Source organism: Mycobacterium sp. IDUB_28, assembly GCF_055419285.1.
In genome coordinates this window covers 1-21,594 of the sequence record NZ_JBVAXK010000004.1, presented here as the reverse complement: position 1 = coordinate 21,594, position 21,594 = coordinate 1, and the positions used below count along the sequence as shown (strand labels likewise).

Sequence of the window (21,594 nt, the reverse complement as noted above, 5' to 3'; positions counted from 1 at the left end):
AGCTCGAGGGGCCGCCAGGCCGAGCGGCCGGACGGAAATTGGGTACATGTTTAACCCGTGCACTCCAACCGTGCGGGAATATGTCGGCGCCGTCTGGAAGATGAAGTGATGGTGGTTGTCGTAATCACCGTTGCGAATCAGCTGGGTTCCGGAGGGATGGTGCTATGACCCGGACCGCCGGCACCGCCGCCGCGCTGTCGCTCGATGCCGAGCTGGACAGCTCGGCCGCGGTTGCGCAGCTCATCGCCGATGAATGCCTGGTGGACGGTCCGCTCGGGCGGGTCGGTCTGGAGGTCGAGGCACACTGCTTCGACCCCGCCGATCCGGCCCGTCGTCCGAGCTGGGGGGAGATCTCCGGCGTGCTCGATTGGCTGGGTCCGCTCCCGGGCGGCAGTGCGGTCACCGTGGAACCCGGTGGTGCGGTGGAACTTTCCGGTCCGCCGGCCGACGGCGTGCTGAACGCGATCGACGCGATGCGCCGCGATCAGGCGGTATTGCGGGCAGCTGTCGCTGAGGCGGGGCTGGGATTGGTGTTTCTGGGCACCGACCCGTTGCGGTCACCGGCCAGGATCAATCCCGGCGCACGGTACCGGGCCATGGAGCAGTTTTTCGCAGCCAGTGACAGTGGGGCGGCCGGCGCGGCCATGATGACCTCGACGGCGTCGATCCAGGTCAATCTGGACGCCGGCCCGGAGTCAGGCTGGGCGGGTCGGGTGCGGCTGGCCCATGCCCTGGGGCCGACCATGATCGCGATCGCCGCCAACTCCCCGATGCTCAATGGCGAGTTCTCGGGCTGGCAGTCCACCCGGCAGCGGGTCTGGGGCCAGATGGACTCCGCGCGGTGCGGGCCGGTGCTCGGGGTCAGCGGCGACGATCCCGGCACCGACTGGGCACGGTACGCGCTGAAGGCGCCGGTGATGCTGGTCCGAAGTCCGGGATCCCAGCAGGCATCCCCGGTTACGCACTATGTGCCGTTCACCGACTGGGTGGACGGGCGGGTTCTGCTCGACGCGCGCCGCCCCAACCTCGCCGACCTGCAGTATCACCTGACCACGCTGTTTCCGCCGGTGCGGCCGCGGCGATGGCTGGAGATCCGTTACCTCGACAGCCTCCCCGCGAACATCTGGCCGGCGCTGGTGTTCACCCTGGTCACTCTCCTCGATGATCCTGTGGCGGCACAGCTCGCAGCTGAGGCTGTCGAGCCGGTGGCCACCGCGTGGGACACCGCGGCCCGGGTCGGGCTGCTTGACCGGCGCCTGTACACCGCGGCCAACCGCTGTGTCGCGATCGCCGCCGAGCGCGCGCCCGCCGCGCTCGCTCCGGCGGTGCAGCGGCTGCTACTCGACGTCGAACTCGGGCGATGTCCCGCCGACGACTTCGCCGACCGGGTGATCGAACACGGCATCGCCGCCACGGTCACCCGGTTGGCGCAGGGTGACTCGTGATCGCACGCGACCGGCTCGCCGAGGATCTGGAGCGGGCACGGACACGCACCCTGCGGCTGGTGGACTTCGATGACGACGAACTGCTGCGCCAGTACGACCCGCTGATGAGTCCGCTGGTGTGGGACCTGGCCCACATCGGGCAGCAGGAAGAACTATGGCTCTTGCGCGGCGGCGACGTGCGGTGTCCAGGCACCCTGCCCCCGGAGATCGAGGGGCTGTACGACGCTTTCGTGCACTCCCGCGCCAGCCGGGTCGATCTGCCGTTGCTGTCCCCGGCCGAGGCCCGGTCCTACTGCCGCACCGTGCGGGCGGCCGCGTTGGACGCGCTGGATGCGCTCCCCGAGGACGCCGGCGACTTCCAGTTCGGCCTGGTCATCAGCCATGAGAACCAGCACGGCGAAACCATGCTGCAGGCCCTCAACCTGCGCACCGGTGCGCCGCTGCTGGCCAACGCCACCGTGCTGCCGACGGGCCGGGCCGGCTTGCCGGGAACGTCGGTGCTGGTGCCTGCCGGGCCGTTCGTGCTGGGTGTGGACGCCGCGACGGAGCCGCACTCGCTGGACAACGAACGTCCCGCGCACGTCGTGGAGGTGCCGGCCTTCCGGATCGGCCGGGTGCCGGTCACCAACGGCGAATGGCGGCACTTCGTCGACGACGGCGGGTACGCGGATCCGCGCTGGTGGTCGCGCCGCGGTTGGCAACACCGGCAGCAGGCGGGTCTGCAGGCGCCGCAGTTCTGGAGTCCGGACGGCCGGACGCGAACCAGGTTCGGCTATGTCGAGCACATTCCCGCGGACGAACCGGTCCAGCACGTCAGCTACTTCGAGGCCCAGGCCTACGCGGCGTGGGCCGGTGCCCGGCTGCCCACCGAAATCGAATGGGAGAAGGCCTGCGCCTGGGATCCCGCGACCGGCTCGCGCCGCCGCTACCCCTGGGGAGATGACGAGCCCTGCGCCCGACGCGCCAACCTCGGCGGGGAGTCCCTGCGTCCGGCACCCGTCGGCGCCTACCCGTCCGGCGCGTCGGCATACGGCGTCGAGCAGATGCTCGGGGATGTCTGGGAGTGGACTAGTTCGCCGCTGCGCCCGTGGCCCGGTTTCGTGCCGATGATTTATGAGCGTTACTCCCAACCGTTCTTCGACGGGGACTACCGGGTGCTGCGCGGCGGGTCCTGGGCGGTGGCGCCGTCCATCCTGCGGCCGAGCTTTCGCAACTGGGATCACCCCTACCGTCGGCAGATCTTCTCCGGTGTGCGCCTTGCGTGGTCGGTCTGATGTGCCGTCATCTGGGGTGGTTCGGAACGTCCGTCAGCGTCGCTTCGCTGGTGCTCGATCCGCCGCAGGCTCTGCGGGTGCAGTCCTATGCGCCGCGCCGCCAGCAGCACGGGTTGATGAACGCGGACGGCTGGGGCGTGGGCTTTTTCGACGGTGACACGCCGCGACGCTGGCGCAGCGCGGCCCCGTTGTGGGCAGACCCATCGTTCGCGTCGGTGGCGCCGGCGTTGCACAGCCATTGCGTGGTGGCGGCGGTGCGTTCGGCGACCATCGGTATGCCCATCGAGCCGAGTGCGACAGCGCCGTTCACCGACGGCCAGTGGTTGCTCTCGCATAACGGCGTGGTCGACCGGACGGTGCTGCCTGCGACTGGTGCGGCCGAATCCGTGTGCGACAGTGCGGTTCTCGCCGCATATGTGTTCGCCCAGGGGGTAGACACTCTGGCTCAGACCATCGTCGAGATCGGTACCGCCGATCCGCTGGCCAGACTGAACATCCTGGCCGCCAACGGTTCGCGTCTCATCGCCACTGCGTGGGGTGACACGCTGTCCATCCTGCGTCGCGGCGACGGCGTCGTGCTGGCCAGCGAACCCTACGATGACGACCCGGATTGGGAAGACGTGCCCGACCGCCATCTGGTGGAGGTCGACCACGGCGGTGTGACCGTCGTAGCGCTCAACCGCCCGAAAGGAATCTGATGACGCTCACGCTATCGAACCATCTCGCAGCCGACGCGGCCCTGCGCGCGTTGCGCCGTGACGTATTCGCCGGTCTGCAGCAGACACCGAAATCGTTGCCGCCCAAGTGGTTCTACGATGCGGTCGGCAGCGAGTTGTTCGACCAGATCACCCGGTTGCCGGAGTACTACCCGACCCGGGCCGAGGCCGCGATCCTGCGCGCCCGCGCTGCCGAAATCGCCGCGGCCAGCCAGGCCGACACATTGGTCGAACTGGGCAGCGGAACCTCGGAGAAGACCCGGCTCCTGCTCGACGCGTTGCGCGCAGGTGGGGCGCTGCGCAGCTTCGTACCGTTCGACGTCGATGCCAGCGTGCTGTCCGGGGCTGCCGCCGCCATTCAGCGTGAATACGCGGGCATCGAGATCAACGCCGTGTGCGGGGATTTCGAAGAGCACCTGACCGAGATCCCCTCCGGTGGCCGGCGGTTGTTCGTGTTCTTGGGCTCCACGATCGGCAATTTGACGCCGGGCCCGCGCTCGGACTTCCTGACGGCGCTTTCCGGGGTGATGCGTCCCGGTGACAGCCTGCTGTTGGGTACCGATCTGGTGAAGGACACCGCCCGGTTGATCAGAGCCTACGACGACGCCGCGGGTGTCACCGCTCAGTTCAACCGCAACGTGCTGGCGGTGATCAACCGCCAGCTCGCCGGGGATTTCGACGTCGACGCCTTTGAGCACGTCGCGCGGTGGAACGCCGAGGAGGAACGCATCGAGATGTGGCTGCGCTCGACCCGACCCCAGCGGGTCCGCGTTGGTGCGCTCGACCTGACCGTCGACTTCGACGCGGGCGAAGAGATGCTGACGGAGGTGTCGTGCAAGTTCCGCCCGGATGCGGTCGAAGCCGAATTGGCCGCCGCCGGCCTGCGCCGCCTGCGGTGGTGGACCGACGACGCGGGTGACTTCGGTTTGTCGCTGGCCGTTAAATGACGTCGTTGCAGCAGCTTTGGCGAGATTCCCGGCCGTCGGCGGCCGGGTTGCACCTGGACAGTGCTGCCTGTTCGCGGCAGAGTTTCGCCGCGCTGGACGCTGCGGCGCGGCACGCCGTGCACGAGGCGGAGGTCGGCGGATACGTCGCTGCTGAGGCCGCGACGTCGGTCCTGGACGCCGGGCGTGTCGGCGTCGCAACCCTGTGCGGGGCGCTCGATGCGGAGGTGGTGTTCACCACCGGGTCGTTGCACGCGCTGGATCTGCTGCTGAGCAGTTGGCCGGCCGACCGCAGGGTGCTGGCCTGCCTGCCCGGTGAGTACGGTCCGAACCTGACCGTGATGGCTGCGCACGGGTTCGAGGTGCGTCAGCTGCCGACGCTGGACGACGGCCGGCTGGCGATCGACGACGCGGCTTTCGACCTCGAGGAGAACCCCCCGGACCTGGTGCATCTCACCCCGGTGGCCAGCCACCGCGGCACGGTGCAACCGCTGGCGATGGTGGCCGAGTTGTGCCGGGAGCTGAGTTTGCCGCTGGTGGTGGATGCCGCTCAGGCACTGGGTCAGATCGACTGCGCGGTGGGTGCCGACGTCACCTATGCGTCGTCGCGCAAATGGCTCGCCGGGCCGCGGGGCGTTGGCGTGCTTGCGGTGCGACCCGATCTGATGCAGCGGTTGACGCCGCGGGTGCCGGGCGCGGAGCTCGGCTTTGGTGAGGCGAATGTCGCGGCGCACGTGGGTTTCTCGGTGGCGGTAGGGGAGTACCTGGCCTGTGGGCCGGAGTCGGTGCGTGCCGGGTTGGCGGACCTCGGCGCGGCGGCGCGGTCGCTGTTGGCCGATGTCGACGGTTGGCTGGTGATCGAGGAGGTGAACGAAGCCAGCGCGATCACCACGCTGCTGCCGGTCGACGGCGCTGACGTCGAAGCGGTGCGGGCCTGGTTGCTGGCCGAGCGAGGCATCCTGACCACCTATGCTGGGCTGCCGCGTGCCCCATTGGAGTTGACCGCGCCCGTACTGCGCATTTCGCCGCACCTGGACACCACGGCCGAAGATCTGGAGATGTTCGCCGAATCGCTGATCGAGGCGACTGCGGCGACCACCGCCGACTAGACATACCGCGAAGTTTGGCCGGAGCATTTGATCCATCCAAAAGGTCCCGGGAAATGCCGTCGAGGTACTAGTCACGTTGCACGCGTGTGGAGTAACTTGACGCTCGGTACGCGTTTGGGTGCAGGGTGGGCACCTATGCCCTTTCGCTGCAGGTCGCTGACGACTCCGGTGAAACGTCCCTGATGAGTTTCTTTGTGCTGCCACCCGAACTCAACTCGTTGCGGCTCTTCACCGGCGCCGGACCAGGCCCGCTGCTGGAGGCCGCTGCGGCCTGGGACGGTCTGTCCGCGGAATTGAGTTCAGCCGCTGAGACTTTCGCGTCAGTGACCTCGGGTCTGGCCGGCCAGGCGTGGCAGGGGCCGGCGGCGGCAGCGATGGCGTCAGCGGCACTGCCGTACGCGGGGTGGCTGAGTTCGGCGGCCACGCATGCTTCCGTCGCCGCGGCGCAGGCCCAAGCGGCGGTGAGTGCTTTCGAATCGGCGGTGGCGGCTGCCGTGCATCCCCTTGCCGTGGCCGCCAATCGAACCGACTTCGTGCGCCTGGTGGTGTCGAACATCTTCGGGTTCAACGCGCCGGCGATCGCGGCCGCCGAAGCGGTCTACGAGGAGATGTGGGCCGCCGATGTCGCCGCGATGGTTGGCTATTACAGCGGCGCGTCGGCCGCGGTCTCCGCGCTCGTACCGTTCGCGCAGCCACTGCAAGCGCTGGCCGGTATGGCCGGGAGCACGCCGTTGGCCGCAGCGGCCACTCGGACGATCGACATCACCATCGGCCTGGCTAACGTCGGTGCCTCGAATATCGGTCTGGGCAACGTTGGTATCGGCAACTTCGGCAATGGCAACTCCGGCAACGGCAACATCGGCTCAGCCAACTTGGGTAATTCCAACATCGGCTGGGGCAACCTGGGTATCTCGAACCTCGGATTCGGTAATTTCGGTGGCGGCAATCAGGGTTTCGCTAATTCCGGTAACTTCAACGTCGGGTTCGGAAACACTGGTAACAACAACTTCGGCATCGGGCTCACCGGGGACAACCAAGTCGGCATCCAGCTGAATTCGGGTACCAACAACATCGGTCTGTTCAACTCCGGCAGCGGGAACATCGGTTTCTTCAACTCGGGAACCGGCAACTTCGGGCTTTTCAACTCCGGTAGCTACAACACGGGCTTTGGCAACTCGGGTATTGCCAACACTGGATTCTTCAACCCCGGCTCCTTCAATACCGGTAACTTCAACGCGGGTTCAACCAACTCCGGGAGCTACAACGTCGGTAGCTTCAACACCGGTGACGTCAACCCGGGCTCGACGAACACCGGAAGCTTCAACATCGGCAACACCAACACCGGATTCTTCAATTCGGGCAACCTCAACACCGGTGCCTTCAACTTCGGTAACCAGAACAACGGTTTCTTCTTCACCGGTGACCACCAGGGCGGGGCCTACGTCAGGTTCGCCACTCCCGACATCACCCTGCCACCGATACATGTACCGCCAATATCAGTAGCCGATTTCAATCTTCCTCAGATTGAGATCCCGTCGATCTATTTTCCGGGGTTTGTTACTCCGCCGCTGACCGTGGCCCCGTTCAGTCTGCCGGAGATCACAATCCCCGAGCTCACAATTCCGGCCGGTCACACACCTACGCTTGGAGTGGGCGGATTCAACACGCCGGAGATCACCACTCCCACTATTGCGATACCGAGAATCGCGCTTCCCGAGATCGTATTCCCGGCGATCGAGACGCCTTTGGTCACGATCGGCGACTGGGGCTTGCCCGTCATAAGTATAGGCCAATTCAATCTGCCCAATGTATCGATTCCGGGCTTCGTGCTCAATATAGCGGGTGGCGGTAACCAAATTGTCAGCCTCGATGTGCCAATCATCGGAAATGTCGGTATCAATCTGAACAATATAAACCTACCAATACAAATCTTTAACGCAGGAGGTATTATCGGTCAGTTCGATCTGCCGACCGTTGATTTCAGCAGCTTCAACCTTCCGACTATCAAAATCAGTTCGCCCTCCGGAGGCTCTTGGAGTATCGACTCCATACAACTTCTGAATCTCCAGATCGACCCCTTTACCATCCCGTCCTTCCCGATCGGTCCGTTCAATCTGCCGCAGATCAGCTGGCCCGATCTGACATTCCCGGAGTTCGTTATCCCGCCGATCGGCCTCGGTGAGTTCACCATTCCGCCAATTACGATCCCGGATTTCTACACTCCGGGATTGACGATTCCGCCGATCGGATTGGGCGCATTCAGCCTGCCGGCGATCGACATACCTAGCATCACTCTGGATTCAACCGTGCTGGCCGAAATACAGGTGCCCCCGGCCCCCGGCTTCTTCAACGCCGTCGACTACCCGTCGTCGGGATTCTTCAACAGCGGCGTCGGTGGCAGTTCGGGCTTCTACAACCGGGGAACCGGGTTGTCGGGCTTCGTCAACCAGAACCCGCTGGGAATTCTGTCGACCTCGGGCTGGAATGTCTTCGGCGAAGGGTCGTCAGGGATTTCGAACTGGGGCAGCGCGATCTCCGGATTCGGCAATATCGGCACGCTTGGGGTGGCCGCCAACAACGTGCTTTCCGGCATCGAGAACATCGGGCATCACCTGGCCGGTATCTTCCTGCAAGGCACCACCTAAGCCTTACGCGCGGAAAGTAAGAACGCCGGCATCATCACGCGGCCCTTGTCGTCGCGCGGATGCGGCCACGGTGGCGCGTCCGGGAGGTCGGGCATCCGGGCGTGCACAGCGGCCGGGCGCACCTCGTCGATTTCGAAGTACTTGCCGACGGCGGCGCGCAACTCGTCCTCGTCCACTTCGTTCGGCTTGACCGGAAGATCCTCGGGGAACGCGCCTTTGGCGAACACCAGCACGTAATAGTTCGCGCCGGGAGCCGCCGCGCGATGTACCGCTTGCAGATACGCGTCGCGATCCTCGACCGGCAACGAATGGAACAGCGTGCTGTCGATCACCGTGCCGAACCGTTCGTCGTATCCGGAGAACTTGGTGATGTCGTCGACGGCGAACGTGACATTACCCAGTCCGCGCTCTTCCGCCGCCTTGATGGCCGCAGCAATGGCGGTCGGCGAATTATCGACGCCGACAACGGTGTATCCAGCAGCTGCCAGTGTCAACGACAATTCGGCGACCCCGCATCCGGCGTCCAGGACCACGCCGTGCACCTTTCCCGCAGAGATCAGTGCGGCAAGCTCTGGTTGCGGTTCGCCGATATTCCACGGTGGCGGCGCCTGGAAGACTTCCTCTTTGTACGCCGCGTCCCAGTCCATCGGCTCCGGTGTCGTCATGACCCCAACGTACGCGCCGCTAGATATCCCAGGTGTGCACCGGTTCGTTGGCGTGCATGTGCGCACAGTATCGGCGCAACATCTCGGCCAGGGCCTGTGGCCGGGTCATTCCCGCTTCCTCCAATGCTGCGACGGTGGCCACCTGCCAACTCGCACCGTTACGCCGGGCCTTCGCGCGGGCCTCGATCACGCCGAGAAACCGGTCCCGCACTGCCACCTCGACACCCCAGCGCTGCAGGCCGGCATCCGCCATCGGAAGCAACGTGTCCAACACCAATCGTTGAGTACCGATCACCCCGACGCCGGGCCAGTGCAACTGTGCCTCGATACCCTGCTGCGCCGCCTGCAAGAAATTACGTTGTGCCACCGGAAAACCCATCTCCGTCCACACCGGCCGCTCGGCCTCCGACAAGCTGCGCAGCATGCCGTAATAGAAAGCCGAATTTGCAAGCATGTCAACAACACTGGGTCCGGCCGGTAATACGCGGTTCTCCAGCCGTAGATGCGGGCGGCCGTCCACCACGTCGTACACCGGGCGATTCCACCGGTAGACCGTGCCGTTGTGCAGACGAAGTTCCGACAGCGCCGGGGCGCGTCCCGCGGTCAGTTCGGCGACGGGGTCTTCGTCGGACACCTCGGGCAGGAGAGACGGAAAATAGCGGACGTTCTCCTTGAACAGGTCGGCAACAGAGCCGATCCAGCGCTCACCGAACCACACCCGGGGCCGTACGCCCTGAACTTTCAATTCCTCCGATCGGGTGTCGGTGGACTGTGCGAACAGTTCGATACGGGTTTCCGACCAGAGTCGGTGGCCGAAGAAGAACGGCGAATTCGCGGCCAATGCCAATTGCGGTCCCGCCAGGACCTGCGCCGCATTCCAGTTGGCGGCGAAATCCTCCGGTGCCACCTGCAGGTGCAATTGCATGCTGGTGCAGGCGGATTCGGGTGCTATCGAGCCGGCCTGCCAGTGCAGCGGCTCCGGACCGGCAATGTTGATGGGGATGTCCTCACCGCGGGCGCGGAAGATGGACTCGTTGAGAGCGGTGTAACGCAGCGATTCGCTCATCCATCCGCTGTCCGAGAGATGTTGGGGCATCAGGGTGGGCAGGATGCCGATCATGACGATGTGCGATCCGCTTGAATTCGCTTTCAGCTCCGCGTCATTGAGGCTGGTGCGGACCTCTTGTTCGAGGTCCAGACCGGTGCGACCGCGCAGCGGACGGGGTGGCACGTTGAATTCGATGTTGTAGGCCCCCAATTCGGTTTGGTAGGCCGGGTCGGCGATCGCCTCCAGCACGAATCGGTTGGACATGGCTGGTTGATAGTCGGCATCGACAAGATTGCATTCGATCTCCATGCCGGTCAGCGGCTGCTCGACGTCGAAGCTGCTGCGGGTGAGCATCGTCTCGAGGACATCGAGACACAGCTGCACCTTGCGCCGGTATTCCCGCCGATGTGCACGGTCATACGTGGTGCGCTTGACTTCTTCGCCCACAACAACGATGCAACAGGTTCAGCGGGCGCTGCGCAACCGGCTTGCCACCGCGACCAGCGGCAGGGGCCGTAAGGACCTGTTGAACACGGTGCCGCCCCGCAACGTGACTTCGATCGCAGGGTCGGCGTGCCGGGCCAGCGCGAGGAGCGCGGAGCGGCTGTACGCTCGCAGCGAGCTGATCACGCCGTCATGCGGCATCGCGAACATCGCCAGCGGCAGCATGTGCGCCAGTCGCAGGATGTGCAGCGCCGGCCGCGGCCGGGGCAGATCGATGATCACCAAGTCGCCGCGACGCGCGTGCCTTCGGCGAACACCCGGGCCGCCGGCAGCGGCGGCAGATGGTGAAACGACGGCCACCAGTGCCGGATCCACGTCGGTGACGGTGAGCCGCACGCCGGGGTGCATGCTCAGCAGGGTGCGGGAGAGCCCGCCGTGGCCGGACCCGAGTTCGAGGATCCTGGGTTCGACCACGTCGCGGACTTCCTCGAGCACGATGCCGGCGATGGTCTTGTGCAGCCCGAACAGCCGTCCCATGCGATCCAGGGAACGGATCGCCGCCCGCTTCTTCCTCGCTGCGTCGTCGCGGTCGATGTACTCCAGCCGTTGGGTTTCCAGCCGCCGGTCGAGCCACGACGCGTCGGGACCGCCGCGTGGCATCCCCTCGATGTCAACAGCCACATAAGCAATCATGAACGATGAAGCAATCCCGCCACTTTAGGAGTGCATCTTGGCCGAATCTCCTGACTTGATAGCTGCCATCGATCAGGGCACCACCAGCACCCGCTGCATGATCTTCGATCAGGACGGCACCGAAGTGGGTCGCCATCAACTCGAGCACGACCAGATCCTGCCCAAGGCCGGTTGGGTCGAGCACAACCCGGTGGAGATCTGGGAGCGTACCGTCTCGGTGCTGCGGACTGTGTTGAACTCGTCCAAGTTCACCTCGAAAGACATTGCGGCACTGGGCATTACCAACCAGCGCGAGACGACTCTGGTGTGGGATCGCAAGACCGGGCGGCCGTATTACAACGCGATTGTCTGGCAAGACACCCGCACCGACCGCATTGCCACCGCGTTGGACCGCGACGGTCGCGGCGACGTAATCCGCCGTAAAGCCGGACTGCCGCCGGCGACATACTTCTCCGGCGGGAAGTTGCAGTGGATCTTGGAGAATGTCGACGAGGTGCGCGACGCGGGCCGTCGCGGCGACGCGCTGTTCGGCACCGCCGACAGTTGGGTGCTGTGGAACCTGACCGGCGGGGTGCACGTCACCGACGTCACCAACGCCAGCCGGACCATGCTGATGAACTTGGAGACACTGGACTGGGACGACGAGCTGCTGTCGTTTTTCGACATCCCGCGGGAGATGCTGCCCAAAATCGAGCCGTCGTCGGCGCTGCAACCCTACGGCGTCACGACCGAAGACGGGCCGGTCGGCGGTGAGGTTCCGATCACCGGTGTGCTCGGCGACCAGCACGCCGCGATGGTCGGCCAGGTCTGCCTGAACTCCGGCGAGGCGAAGAACACCTACGGCACCGGCAATTTCCTGTTGCTGAACACTGGTGAGACGATTGTGCGGTCCGAGAACGGTCTGCTGACCACCGTCTGCTACCAATTCGGTGACGCCAAACCTGTTTATGCACTTGAGGGTTCGATCGCAGTAACCGGATCGGCGGTGCAGTGGCTGCGGGATCAGCTCGGCATCATCAGCGGCGCCGCACAAAGCGAGTCACTGGCCCGTCAGGTCGACGACAACGGCGGGGTCTACTTCGTGCCGGCATTCTCCGGATTGTTCGCCCCCTATTGGCGATCCGACGCCCGCGGCGCAATCGTCGGTCTGTCGCGGTACAACACCAACGCGCACGTGGCCCGTGCGACGCTGGAGGCGATCTGTTATCAAAGCCGCGACGTGGTGGATGCGATGGCTGCCGATTCCGGTGTGCGACTTGAGATATTGAAGGTCGACGGTGGTATCACCGCCAACGATCTGTGTATGCAGATCCAGGCCGACGTGTTGGGTGTGGACGTGGTACGACCGGTGGTCGCCGAGACCACTGCACTGGGTGCGGCCTACGCGGCGGGTCTGGCGGTCGGAGTCTGGAACGACGCGTCTGATCTGCGCGCCAACTGGCAGGAAGACCGGCGCTGGACGCCGAATTGGGACGACGACCAGCGTGCCGCCGGGTACGAGGGTTGGCGAAAGGCGGTGCAGCGGACCCTGGACTGGGTTGATGTGTCCTGAGGTCCAGGGTCCACTGCCACGACGGCAGCTTCAGTCCTCGCCGAGAATGCCGTAGATCTCCCGACGCGCGTTGTTGAGCACGTCGACAATGCGTTGCTGCTGCTCGGAGTTGGCCGCCTGGGCCGACTGGCCCACCGCGCCGAACAGCTGGCGCGCTGCGGTCCGCAACTTCAGATGGGCGGGGTCCACGCCGTCGGCGATCTCCTCCCAAGGCGGGGTGGCAACCTGTTGTGCGGCAGCGCGACCCTCATCGGTCAGCTCGAAAAGCTTTTTGCTGCCATCGGTTTCGTTGGCGGTGATCAGGCCTTCGTCATCCAGGAGTTGCAAGGTCGGGTAGACCGAACCGGGGCTCGGCTTCCAGAAACCGTTGCTGCGTTCGGCGATCTGCTGGATCATCTCGTAGCCGTGCATGGGCCGCTCGCCGAGCAGCACCAGGATCGCGGCGCGCACGTCGCCGCGACGACCGCGGCCGCCTCGCCGTCCGCCGCCGCGGGGTCCGCCGAATCCCGGTCGGCCGAAACCGAAACCAGGTCCGAAGCCGGGGCCGGGTCCGAAGCCGGGGCCGAAACCGAACGGTCCGTCCTGGTCACCGGCGTTTTCACGCAGGTTCTCGATGAATTCGCGTCGGGCGTGTCGCTTGGTGCCGTGGAACGCCCGTCGCTGGGCGGGGCCCGGACCGAAGCCGAATCCGGGGCGGGCGCCCAACGGACCGGGGCCGAATGGGCCGGTAGGGGGTGTGAATGGGGTGTTCAATGGTATGTCCTTCGAATATTTCGATGTGTTGGTTAATATCACGATATATCGGACAAGAGCGTAGTGCAACACTCTGCCGGTGGGACCGGTGGGACCGGTGGGCCGGGGTGGCGTGCGGTATCAGCTCGGCGGCGAGAATCCGCCGGGATCGGCACTCGTCGACGGTGTCGTCGTGGGCGGCGGTTGCCAGGCCACCGGTGGCGGCGGTTGCCAGGCCGCCGGTTGTGGGGGTGACCAATTCGGCGGTGGCATCGGCGGTCCGACGCTCGGCCGCAATCGCGCGAGTTCCCGCCGGTGCCGTTCGGCCAATACCGCGGCCAGCAGCAGTTGGGGTGGAACCCCCGGCGGTGGCGGCGGCGCTATGTGTGCTACCACATCGCCGGCTATCCGGTAAGCCATCTGCTCACCCAGCGGGGGATCGAGTTGCATTGCCCGGGAGAGGAATTGGCGGGCAACCTCGGCCTGGCCAGCGGTCAACCCGGACAGTTGCAGGGACGCGGCCCACCCCGCCAGCTGGGGCGGCATCATGGGCGGAGGCGCCAGCCGCGGACCCCGTTCGCTCACCACGACGGTGCCCGCGAATAAGTCACCGACCCGCTTGCCTTTAGGCGAGAACAAGCTACAGATCACTGCGGGGCTGCCGAATAGCATCCAGATCTCGATCACCGCCGCCAATGCGCGAAACAGCGCCTGCCGGAAGCGTTCCGGACCGCCGTCGTCGGAGACTACACGCAGACCCAACGCCATCTTGCCCAGTGAACGTCCGCGCGTCGCCACCTCGATGCCCACCGGATAGCCGACCATGGCCAACACCGTGAAGATGATCAGGAACGCGATCGTCAACGCCTGGTCGAACTGCGACAGGGTGGCCGCCCACAACACCAGACCCACGAAGTAGGCGAAGGCGATCACAGTGATGTCGATGATCGCGCTGAGCGCGCGCACCGGTAGCTGCGCGATCTGGACGTCGAGCACCACGGCGTCCCCGGTCACCACCTCCGACATACCTGGGAACGCTACAGGGGCGGTGGCCCGCCGGTAGGCTGCGCAGCGTGGACGTCGACGCGTTCTTGCTCACCCACCGGGGCACCTGGGACCGGCTGGAACAGCTGATCAAGAAGCGTCGTTCGCTGACCGGCGCCGAGGTCGACGAACTCGTGGAGCTGTACCAGCGGGTGTCCACCCACCTGTCGATCCTGCGGTCGGTGTCGTCGGACTCGCTGGTGACGGGCCGGCTCTCGAGTCTCGTCGCCCGCGCCCGGTCCGCGGTCACCGGTGCCTACGCCCCGATGAGCAGCACCATTGTGCGTTTCTGGACGGTGTCGTTCCCCGTCGTCGCCTATCGCGCGTGGCGCTGGTGGTTGGCGACGGCGGTGGCCTTCTTCGCCGTCGTTGTCGTCATGGCGTTGTGGGTCGCCGGGAACCCCGAGGTGCAGTCCATGCTGGGGACGCCGGCCGAGATCGACGAACTGATCAATCACGACGTCGAGTCCTATTACAGCGAGCACCCGGCTGCGGCGTTCGCCCTGCAGGTGTGGCTGAACAACTCCTGGGTGGCGGCCAAATGCATCGCGATGTCGGTCGTGCTGGGACTGCCGATACCGTTTGTGCTCTTCGACAACGCCGCCAACGTGGCGGTGATCGCGGGTCTGATGTTCCCGGCCGGCAAAGGGGGTTTGCTGCTCGGACTGTTGCTGCCCCACGGGTTGCTGGAGTTGACCGCGGTTTTCCTGGCCGCCGCGGTCGGGATGCGGTTGGGCTGGTCGGTGATTTCGCCGGGCGATCGGCCGCGCGGGCAGGTGCTGGCCGAAGAGGGCCGTGGCGTGGTGTCGGTGGCGGTAGGGCTGGTGGCGGTCTTGCTGGTCTCGGGGTTGATCGAAGCAATGGTGACGCCGTCGCCGCTGCCGACGTTCGCCCGCATCGGTATCGGCGTGCTGGCCGAGGTGGCGTTCCTGTCCTACATCGTCTACTTCGGCCGGCGCGGGGTGGCCGCCGGCGAAACCGGCGACATCGAGGACGCGCCCGACTTCGTGCCGACCGGGTAGCGTCGGCACGTCCTACAGCTGGCCGGTGGCTTTCATGGCCAGGTAACGGTCGGCGAGCCCGGGCGCGATCTCGCTCGGCGGCGCGTCGACGACCTCGACCCCGTTGCGGCGTAGTCGCGACGCGATCGCCCGCCGCTCGTTGCGGGAGCGTTCGGCTGCCGCGGCGTCGTAGACGGCGGCCGCGTCGGAACGTCCGGCGGCCAGCTGGTCGACGCGCGGGTCGGCGACCGCGGCCACCAACACGTGGTGCTTGGCGGACAGCTGAGGAAGCACCGGCAGCAGGCCCTCATCCAGAGCGGTGGCATTCAGATCGGTCAGCAGCACCACCAGCGACCGTCGGCGCGTACGCCTCAAGATAGTGGCAACCATTGTCCGCCAATCGGATTCGATGAGCGCGGGTTGCAGCGGCGCCATCGCGTCGACCAATTGAGCCAGCAACTCGGTGCGCGAGGCGCCGAACACCGCGGCCCGGCTCACCCGGTCATGGGCCAGGAAGTCGACATGATCACCAGCGCGAGATGCCAACGCCGCCAGCAGCAGAGCAGCATCCATCGCCCAGTCCAGCCGGGGCCAGCCCGCCGGGTCGCCGGCCGTCGGATCGACACCCACCCGCCCGGCGGCCATGCGTCCGGTGTCGAGCACGATCACCACCCGCCGGTCCCGCTCGGGCCGCCAGGTACGGACCATCACGTCGGTGCGCCGGGCGCTGGCCCGCCAGTCGATCGAGCGGACGTCGTCACCTACGACATACTCACGCAGCGAGTCGAATTCGGTGCCCTGCCCGCGGATCAGGGTAGGCAGCAGCCCGTCGATCTCCCGCAGTTTGGCCAGCCGCGACGGTAAATGCTTGCGGGACAGGAACGGCGGCAGCACCCGCACGTGACCGGGCACCGTCTGTGAACCCTGTCGGCCCGCGAACCCCAGTGGACCAATCGAACGGGCGGTGACCACCGCCGCACGCTGATCGCCACGGCGAACCGGGCGCAGGTGGGTGGCCACCTGCTGACGTTGCCCGCCGGCGATCACCAGTCGATGGGCACGCGGCTCGCCGCGTGCACTGGGCGGCCATGCATCGCGCACCTGGCCGCGAAATCGTCGGCGACTGTCGTTGTGAATCAACAGACCCGCGTCCACCGGTTGCCCCAATCGCACCGACGAGTCCGGCGAACGGCTGTAACGCAGTCGCCGCGGACTCGCCGCCAACAGCACGTCGATCGTCACCAAGCTGACGAGCACCAGCAACAGGATCACGAAAGCCCTTGCCGGCCAAGGAGCTACCGCGATCGGAAAGACGCAGATCAGCGCCAGCAGCCCGGTGCGTCCGGTCAGGATCACTAGCGTGGCACCGGTACCGAGGCCAGGATGCCGTCCAGCACACCGTCAGGCGTGGCGCCTTCCAACTCCGCCTCCGGGCGCAGCATGACCCGGTGCCGCAGCGTCGGCCGGGCCATCGCCTTCACGTCGTCGGGAGTGACGTAGTTGCGACCGGACAACCACGCCCACGACCGCGCGGTGCCCAGCAGTGCGGTCGCCCCGCGCGGGGACACCCCGAGTTGCAGGGCGGGGGAAGACCGGGTGGCCCCGACGATGTCGACGATGTAACCCAGCACCTCATCGGCGATCAACACCTGACGTACCGCCTCCCGACCGGCCGCCAGCTCGGCGGGACCGGCGACGGGTTTGACGGCGGACAGATCACGCGGGTCGAAACCATGCGCGTGCCGGCCGAGGATCGCGATCTCGGCGTCGCGCGGCGGCAGGGTCACGTTCAATTTCAACAGGAATCGGTCTAGCTGAGCTTCGGGCAACTGGTAGGTGCCTTCGTATTCGATCGGGTTCTGCGTAGCGGCGACGATGAACGGATCCGGCAACGGCTTGGCTTCACCGTCGATGCTGACCTGGCGCTCCTCCATCGCCTCGAGCAGGGCAGCCTGGGTCTTCGGCGGAGTGCGGTTGATTTCGTCGGCGAGTAGCAGGTTGGTGAACACCGGGCCGGCCCGAAACGCGAATTCCGCGGTGTGGGTGTCGTAGATGAGCGAGCCGGTGATATCACCCGGCATCAGGTCCGGGGTGAACTGCACCCGCTTGAAATCCAGCTGCAGTGCGGCGGCCAGGGCGCGCACCATCAACGTCTTCGCCACTCCCGGAACGCCTTCCAGCAACACGTGACCCTGACACAACAGCGCGATCACCAGACCGCTGATCACCCCCTCTTGTCCGACAACGGCTTTGGCGATCTCGTTGCGCAACCCCAGTAGTGCGTCTCGAGCCGGATCTGCGACAGAGGACTGCGCGGGCGGGGACTGTGTCACGAGTGGGTGACCTGCCTTTCGATGTCGTCGAGCGCAAGGGCGAGGTTTCGTAGGTCGGTGTCGTTGTTCGGGGCGGGACCATACAAGTGGTACTGCACAAAGTCCGGGTCGACCCCGCTGCGCCGGCTGACGGTTGTCACCACGGCCGGCGGTACGGGGTTGGGACCCAGGCCCAGTCGCGGCACCAGCCGCTGCAGCGTCGCGGTGCGCAACGCCTCAGCAGCGCGGTCACGGGCGCGACGGGATCGGTACAACCGGCCCCGACCCTCGACCGTCTCCGAGGCGCGCACGACGACCGGGAGTTCCTCGGCCACCAACGGACCGACCCGACGGCCACGCCACAACGCCAGCAGCGCGACGACCAGGCATAGTTGCCAGACGATCCATGTCACGTTGTCCGGGAACAGGTCCGTGATCGACTCCGGTGCCGAATTGTGTCCCTCGGCTCGTCGGGGCGCGAACCAGACGACCCGGGGGCGCATGCCGGCGAGGTTCATCGCCAGCGCGGCGTTGCCCGCCTCGAGTAACCCGTCGTTCGTCATGAAACGGCTGCTGCCGACCACGGTGATGGTTCGGCCGTCGTCGTGGTAGCTGACCAATGCGCCGCCGTAACAACTGACCAAATCCAGGTCACCCCTGGCCCGGTAGGAATCACTCGGCCCCAGATTCACCGACCCGGCCCGGTTCGCCTGTGGCAGCGGACAATTGGGCTCAATAGCAAGCTTGCTGGCAGCACCCACTCGCAACCGGGGCGTCAGCGCGGTGCGTGCCCGGGAGGTGGGGTCCACCAACAACAGGTCGCCGGGAACCCTGCCCACCCGCTCCAGCAGCGAGTTGTCGCTCAGGTACTGCGTCCGTGCGACCACCAGCAGCGTGTCGGGTCGGGCCGCGCGCTCGACTTCGGCGACCGTATCGGCCACGACGACCTCGACGCCACCGTCCCGCAGCAACGTCACCAGTGCATGCGCACCCGCCGGACTGGTGGCCTCCGGGTCCAGCGTCCCGCCGGGGCGCGGCGCCGTCAGATATGTGGTGATGAAGGCCACCACCGTCACCGCGGCCAGCGCAAGCAGGACCGCGCGCCACGGACGTCGTTGCCGGACGGAGCCGGGCGGCGGGCGGGTGGCGATCACCGGATCTGAGCCCAATCCGACGCCGGCAACCGGGCCGGCACCGTCGAAGTCATTGAGCGCGAACAAATATGATCGTCGAGGTCGGCGATCAACTGGTAGGTGGCCTGGGTGCCCGGTCGCTCACCGTAGGTCACATCGTTGAAAGCCGTTGCCGCCTGCGACAGTTCACCCACCAGATGCGGAAGTACCACCCCGGCGTCGGTGGACAGTTCGTTGGCGGTCCGGCCGGGCACCTGGCTGAGCACGCCCGTCTCCTCCAGTTCACGCGCTACCGCGCGCAACCTGTGGCGGATCGCAGCGGACCAGTTACCTTCTGCCGCAAAGCCTTCCGCGGTAGCGCGATGCTGGGCCGCGGTCAGTTGACCGGCGTCGAACAGCTCGTAGTCGCCGCCGCGGTTGGTGCGAAGGGTGCGTCGCGCGATGTGTATGGCAACCGCGACGGCGATCGCCACCAGGATGAGCAACACGCTGACAGTGAACCAGCCGCCCGGCAGTGACGAGGTCTTCTGTAGCAACCGGAGCAGGAACGCGGTGATCTTGTCGGCGATGTCGTCGGTCAGTGAGTGTTTGGGATAGATCGGCTTGTTGAGTTCGCGCTGCGCTGCGTCGTGGGCGGCATCGCGGTCGATGTCAATGGCTGGCACCAGTTGTTCTCCGTCAGATGGGGCGCGTCAGCCACAGATTGTCGGTGGATTCCACCGCGGCGGGACCATTGAGGGCGCCAGACTGCAGTACCAGGTCGAACGCTTCGGCACGCATGCGGCGGTCGGTGTACAGCAGCACCACCACGCCGGCGGTGAAGGGCGCGGTCACGATCTGGCTGATGGCGCCCCCGATAGCTGACAAGGTGGACCCCACCAGCACGCCGGTGGTGCCCGAGGCGCCGATCAACATGATCTCGGCGACAATGGTGAACGGCATCGAGATTGCGCCGCCGACGATTCCAACGACCAGGGCAGCCAGCAGCTGGATGCCCAGGACCCGCCAAAAACCGTTGCGCACCAACGCGAACGACCGGGCGATCGCGTCGAATACCGGCAGCCTTTCCAGCACGATCAACACCGGGGCGAAGACCAGCACGGTGTAGGCGTAGGCCAACAGCAGGACGACCACGAACAGCAGCGGAAAGCCGAGCAGCACCGCTACGCCGGAATTGGCCACGTACCCGACTCCGACCAGGATCACCACGACCAAGCCGATGATCACCGCCGTCCCGACGCCTTCCAGCACCGCCAGTCCCAGCAGGGCGAGAATGCGGCCGCGCACCTTGGCCCAGGCTTCGCCCATGGTGATCGGCGAGCCGAATACCGCGCGCCCGACCACCACGGTCAGCATTCCGCTCAGCAGCATGCCGCCCAACCAGGTGACCAGGGCGCTGCCACCTACCGAAGCCAGGTAGGCGCCCGCTGCCCCGGCCCGTGCAGCGGATCGGTCGGAGTCCAACGAGTTGAGCGCGGTCAACGGGCCGATCATGGTGAGCAACGAAATGACCTGCATGACGACCACGACCAGGGCGGTCAACCCCAGGGTCGGCTTGGGGTTGGCGCGGATGTAGCCGACGGCGCCGTTGAACATATCGCTGAGGGTCAGGGGTCGCAGCGGGATGATGCCGGGTTTCGCGGCACCCGGCATGAGTGCGGGGCCGAACTGGGTGCCGTAGGCCTGAGGCGGGGGGCCGTAGCCCGGGGGCGGACCGTAGCCCGGGGGCGGGGGCCCGTAGCCCGGGGGCGGGGGCCCGTAGCCCGGGGGCGGACCGTAGCCCGGGGGCGGGTAGCCGGGAGGCGGCCCGTAGCCCGGCGGCGGGGGCGGGGAGGCGTATGCGGGCGGCGGTCCATAAGCGGGCGGCGGAGCGTAGGCGGCGTCGATCGGTGCCGCACCATCAGCCACGGCGGATCCGCTCTCCATACTCTGAGGACCGTTGGAAGGGTCAGGCGGCAGCGTGCTCACCGGCGGCGGCGGCTGTCGACGTGCGTCATGGGGTCCATCCTGTCGGCGGTCGCGGCATTTCTCAACGTAGGGCCGTGACCGCTCTCTCGCGCGCGTAGCGTCTCTGAGATGGCGGAATTGAAGTCCCGGCTTCGGGCGGACCTGACCGACGCGATGAAGGCGCAGGAAAAGCTGCGAACGGCGACCCTGCGAATGGTGCTCGCCGCTATCCAAACCGAGGAGGTAGCGGGCAAGGAGGCCAGAGAACTTTCCGACGACGAGGTGCTCAAAGTCCTGGCCAGAGAGTCGCGTAAACGCGGGGAGGCGGCCGAGATCTACACCCAGAACGGACGCGGAGAGCTTGCGGCCAACGAGCACGCCGAGGCTCGGATCATCGACGAGTACCTGCCCACCCCGCTGACGGATGCCGAGGTGGCCGACGTCGTGGACACTGCGATCGCCCAAGTGGCCGAGACCCTCGGTCAGCGACCGACCATGAAGCAGATGGGGCTGGTCATGAAGGTGGCCACCGGAATCGCCGAGGGTAAGGCCGACGGGTCCCGGTTGTCGGCGGCCGCCAAGGAACGTCTCTGACGCGCGCCCGTGTTATAGGCGTTTATCTCGGCAGAAACGTGCAGCTTTGCCGGCAAGTTCGAGCCGGTAGAGGCTGCTATAATCGAACGTATGTTCGAGCAGTTGTGCGATGAGGCGCCGCCGCCGCGGGATGACCCGTCGCTGTATTGGGCCTGGATTGATGACATGACCAAGGTGTGGCACCACGTCCTGAAAACGCCGACCGAGCAATCTCGGGGTTGGATCGAGGCGATCCGGGCCGGTCAGCGGATGGAAAGCCAGGCCGCCGCGGCACAGTTGATGGCCATCGGGGAGTT

At 66.2% G+C, this 21,594-nt stretch carries 19 protein-coding genes and 1 pseudogene; 10 read left to right on the top strand and 10 right to left on the bottom strand.

What is annotated here, in order from left to right; genetic code table 11:
• The first annotated feature begins 164 nt into the window (after positions 1-164).
• The 6 genes from egtA (at position 165) to ACZYZ9_RS09455 (ending at position 8,133) form a co-directional block, all read left to right on the top strand.
• Positions 165-1,445 (top strand): ergothioneine biosynthesis glutamate--cysteine ligase EgtA, encoded by a 1,281-nt coding sequence (egtA, locus tag ACZYZ9_RS09480; protein WP_463826016.1) that lies wholly within the window; start codon positions 165-167, stop codon positions 1,443-1,445.
• Positions 1,442-2,719: an ergothioneine biosynthesis protein EgtB gene (gene egtB, locus ACZYZ9_RS09475; protein ID WP_463826015.1), complete on the top strand. Its 1,278-nt coding sequence runs from the start codon at positions 1,442-1,444 to the stop codon at positions 2,717-2,719. The genes egtA and egtB overlap by 4 nt, the downstream gene beginning before the upstream one ends.
• Positions 2,719-3,417: an ergothioneine biosynthesis protein EgtC gene (gene egtC, locus ACZYZ9_RS09470; RefSeq protein ID WP_463826014.1), complete on the top strand. Its 699-nt coding sequence runs from the start codon at positions 2,719-2,721 to the stop codon at positions 3,415-3,417. The genes egtB and egtC overlap by 1 nt, the downstream gene beginning before the upstream one ends.
• Positions 3,417-4,382 (top strand): L-histidine N(alpha)-methyltransferase, encoded by a 966-nt coding sequence (gene egtD / locus ACZYZ9_RS09465; RefSeq protein ID WP_463826013.1) that lies wholly within the window; start codon positions 3,417-3,419, stop codon positions 4,380-4,382. The genes egtC and egtD overlap by 1 nt, the downstream gene beginning before the upstream one ends.
• Positions 4,379-5,488: an ergothioneine biosynthesis PLP-dependent enzyme EgtE gene (gene egtE / locus ACZYZ9_RS09460; protein ID WP_463826012.1), complete on the top strand. Its 1,110-nt coding sequence runs from the start codon at positions 4,379-4,381 to the stop codon at positions 5,486-5,488. Before egtD ends, egtE begins: the two co-directional genes overlap by 4 nt.
• Before the next feature lie 182 nt (positions 5,489-5,670).
• A complete protein-coding gene (locus tag ACZYZ9_RS09455) occupies positions 5,671-8,133 on the top strand; it encodes a PPE domain-containing protein (protein ID WP_463826413.1) in 2,463 nt (820 codons plus the stop codon).
• On the opposite strand, the gene ACZYZ9_RS09450 is transcribed toward ACZYZ9_RS09455, so the two are convergent.
• The 3 genes and pseudogenes from ACZYZ9_RS09450 to ACZYZ9_RS09440 all read right to left on the bottom strand — a co-directional run bounded on the left by ACZYZ9_RS09450 (position 8,130) and on the right by ACZYZ9_RS09440 (position 10,950).
• Positions 8,130-8,798 (bottom strand): class I SAM-dependent methyltransferase, encoded by a 669-nt coding sequence (locus ACZYZ9_RS09450; protein WP_463826011.1) that lies wholly within the window; start codon positions 8,796-8,798, stop codon positions 8,130-8,132. The two genes, ACZYZ9_RS09455 and ACZYZ9_RS09450, sit on opposite strands and share 4 nt — an antisense overlap.
• Before the next feature lie 19 nt (positions 8,799-8,817).
• Positions 8,818-10,293 (bottom strand): glutamate-cysteine ligase family protein, encoded by a 1,476-nt coding sequence (locus tag ACZYZ9_RS09445; RefSeq protein WP_463826010.1) that lies wholly within the window; start codon positions 10,291-10,293, stop codon positions 8,818-8,820.
• A gap of 18 nt (positions 10,294-10,311) precedes the next feature.
• Positions 10,312-10,950, bottom strand: a pseudogene (locus ACZYZ9_RS09440) (methyltransferase type 11).
• A gap of 70 nt (positions 10,951-11,020) precedes the next feature.
• Between ACZYZ9_RS09440 and glpK the strand changes: the two are divergent.
• Positions 11,021-12,535: a glycerol kinase GlpK gene (gene glpK / locus ACZYZ9_RS09435; RefSeq protein WP_463826009.1), complete on the top strand. Its 1,515-nt coding sequence runs from the start codon at positions 11,021-11,023 to the stop codon at positions 12,533-12,535.
• A gap of 30 nt (positions 12,536-12,565) precedes the next feature.
• Here the strand turns inward: glpK and ACZYZ9_RS09430 are convergent, their stop codons facing one another.
• Together ACZYZ9_RS09430 and ACZYZ9_RS09425 are read right to left on the bottom strand one after the other, a co-directional pair.
• Positions 12,566-13,288: a PadR family transcriptional regulator gene (locus ACZYZ9_RS09430; RefSeq protein ID WP_463826008.1), complete on the bottom strand. Its 723-nt coding sequence runs from the start codon at positions 13,286-13,288 to the stop codon at positions 12,566-12,568.
• Between the two features lie 120 nt (positions 13,289-13,408).
• Positions 13,409-14,293, bottom strand: a complete 885-nt coding sequence (locus ACZYZ9_RS09425) for an RDD family protein (RefSeq protein ID WP_463826007.1) — start codon at positions 14,291-14,293, stop codon at positions 13,409-13,411.
• Between the two features lie 47 nt (positions 14,294-14,340).
• Between ACZYZ9_RS09425 and ACZYZ9_RS09420 the strand changes: the two genes are divergently transcribed.
• The gene (locus ACZYZ9_RS09420) at positions 14,341-15,333 is read left to right on the top strand and encodes a stage II sporulation protein M (protein ID WP_463826006.1); all 993 of its coding nucleotides are present in this window, start codon (positions 14,341-14,343) and stop codon (positions 15,331-15,333) included.
• A gap of 12 nt (positions 15,334-15,345) precedes the next feature.
• Here the strand turns inward: ACZYZ9_RS09420 and ACZYZ9_RS09415 are convergent, their stop codons facing one another.
• The 5 genes from ACZYZ9_RS09415 to ACZYZ9_RS09395 are packed head-to-tail and all read right to left on the bottom strand — an operon-like array spanning position 15,346 to position 20,683.
• On the bottom strand, positions 15,346-16,668 hold the full coding sequence (locus ACZYZ9_RS09415; RefSeq protein WP_463826005.1) for a DUF58 domain-containing protein: 1,323 nt from the start codon (positions 16,666-16,668) through the stop codon (positions 15,346-15,348).
• Positions 16,668-17,645: an AAA family ATPase gene (locus ACZYZ9_RS09410; protein WP_463826004.1), complete on the bottom strand. Its 978-nt coding sequence runs from the start codon at positions 17,643-17,645 to the stop codon at positions 16,668-16,670. The genes ACZYZ9_RS09415 and ACZYZ9_RS09410 overlap by 1 nt, the downstream gene beginning before the upstream one ends.
• On the bottom strand, positions 17,642-18,793 hold the full coding sequence (locus ACZYZ9_RS09405) for a DUF4350 domain-containing protein (RefSeq protein ID WP_463826412.1): 1,152 nt from the start codon (positions 18,791-18,793) through the stop codon (positions 17,642-17,644). The genes ACZYZ9_RS09410 and ACZYZ9_RS09405 overlap by 4 nt, the downstream gene beginning before the upstream one ends.
• Positions 18,775-19,422 carry a DUF4129 domain-containing protein gene (locus ACZYZ9_RS09400; RefSeq protein WP_463826003.1) on the bottom strand — a complete coding sequence of 216 codons (648 nt, stop codon included), beginning with the start codon at positions 19,420-19,422 and terminating at the stop codon, positions 18,775-18,777. Before ACZYZ9_RS09400 ends, ACZYZ9_RS09405 begins: the two co-directional genes overlap by 19 nt.
• Before the next feature lie 13 nt (positions 19,423-19,435).
• On the bottom strand, positions 19,436-20,683 hold the full coding sequence (locus tag ACZYZ9_RS09395; RefSeq protein WP_463826002.1) for a DUF7847 domain-containing protein: 1,248 nt from the start codon (positions 20,681-20,683) through the stop codon (positions 19,436-19,438).
• A 150-nt stretch (positions 20,684-20,833) separates the two neighbouring features.
• Here ACZYZ9_RS09395 and ACZYZ9_RS09390 point away from each other — a divergent pair, with 150 nt between their 5' ends.
• Both ACZYZ9_RS09390 and ACZYZ9_RS09385 read left to right on the top strand, forming a co-directional pair.
• The gene (locus ACZYZ9_RS09390) at positions 20,834-21,298 is read left to right on the top strand and encodes a GatB/YqeY domain-containing protein (RefSeq protein WP_463826001.1); all 465 of its coding nucleotides are present in this window, start codon (positions 20,834-20,836) and stop codon (positions 21,296-21,298) included.
• 90 nt (positions 21,299-21,388) lie between these two features.
• Positions 21,389-21,594 (top strand): hypothetical protein (locus tag ACZYZ9_RS09385; RefSeq protein WP_463826000.1); only part of this gene is annotated, 206 nt, incomplete at its 3' end.

Excerpts from the sequence above, each read along its gene's own strand:
- egtA (WP_463826016.1), top strand. The coding sequence starts at position 165 with ATGACCCGGACCGCCGGCACCGCCGCCGCGCTGTCGCTCGATGCCGAG.
- egtC (WP_463826014.1), top strand. The coding sequence starts at position 2,719 with ATGTGCCGTCATCTGGGGTGGTTCGGAACGTCCGTCAGCGTCGCTTCG.
- egtD (WP_463826013.1), top strand. The coding sequence starts at position 3,417 with ATGACGCTCACGCTATCGAACCATCTCGCAGCCGACGCGGCCCTGCGC.
- egtE (WP_463826012.1), top strand. The coding sequence starts at position 4,379 with ATGACGTCGTTGCAGCAGCTTTGGCGAGATTCCCGGCCGTCGGCGGCC.
- ACZYZ9_RS09455 (WP_463826413.1), top strand. The coding sequence starts at position 5,671 with ATGAGTTTCTTTGTGCTGCCACCCGAACTCAACTCGTTGCGGCTCTTC.
- ACZYZ9_RS09450 (WP_463826011.1), bottom strand. The coding sequence starts at position 8,798 with ATGACGACACCGGAGCCGATGGACTGGGACGCGGCGTACAAAGAGGAA.
- ACZYZ9_RS09425 (WP_463826007.1), bottom strand. The coding sequence starts at position 14,293 with ATGTCGGAGGTGGTGACCGGGGACGCCGTGGTGCTCGACGTCCAGATC.
- ACZYZ9_RS09395 (WP_463826002.1), bottom strand. The coding sequence starts at position 20,683 with ATGGAGAGCGGATCCGCCGTGGCTGATGGTGCGGCACCGATCGACGCC.
- ACZYZ9_RS09390 (WP_463826001.1), top strand. The coding sequence starts at position 20,834 with ATGGCGGAATTGAAGTCCCGGCTTCGGGCGGACCTGACCGACGCGATG.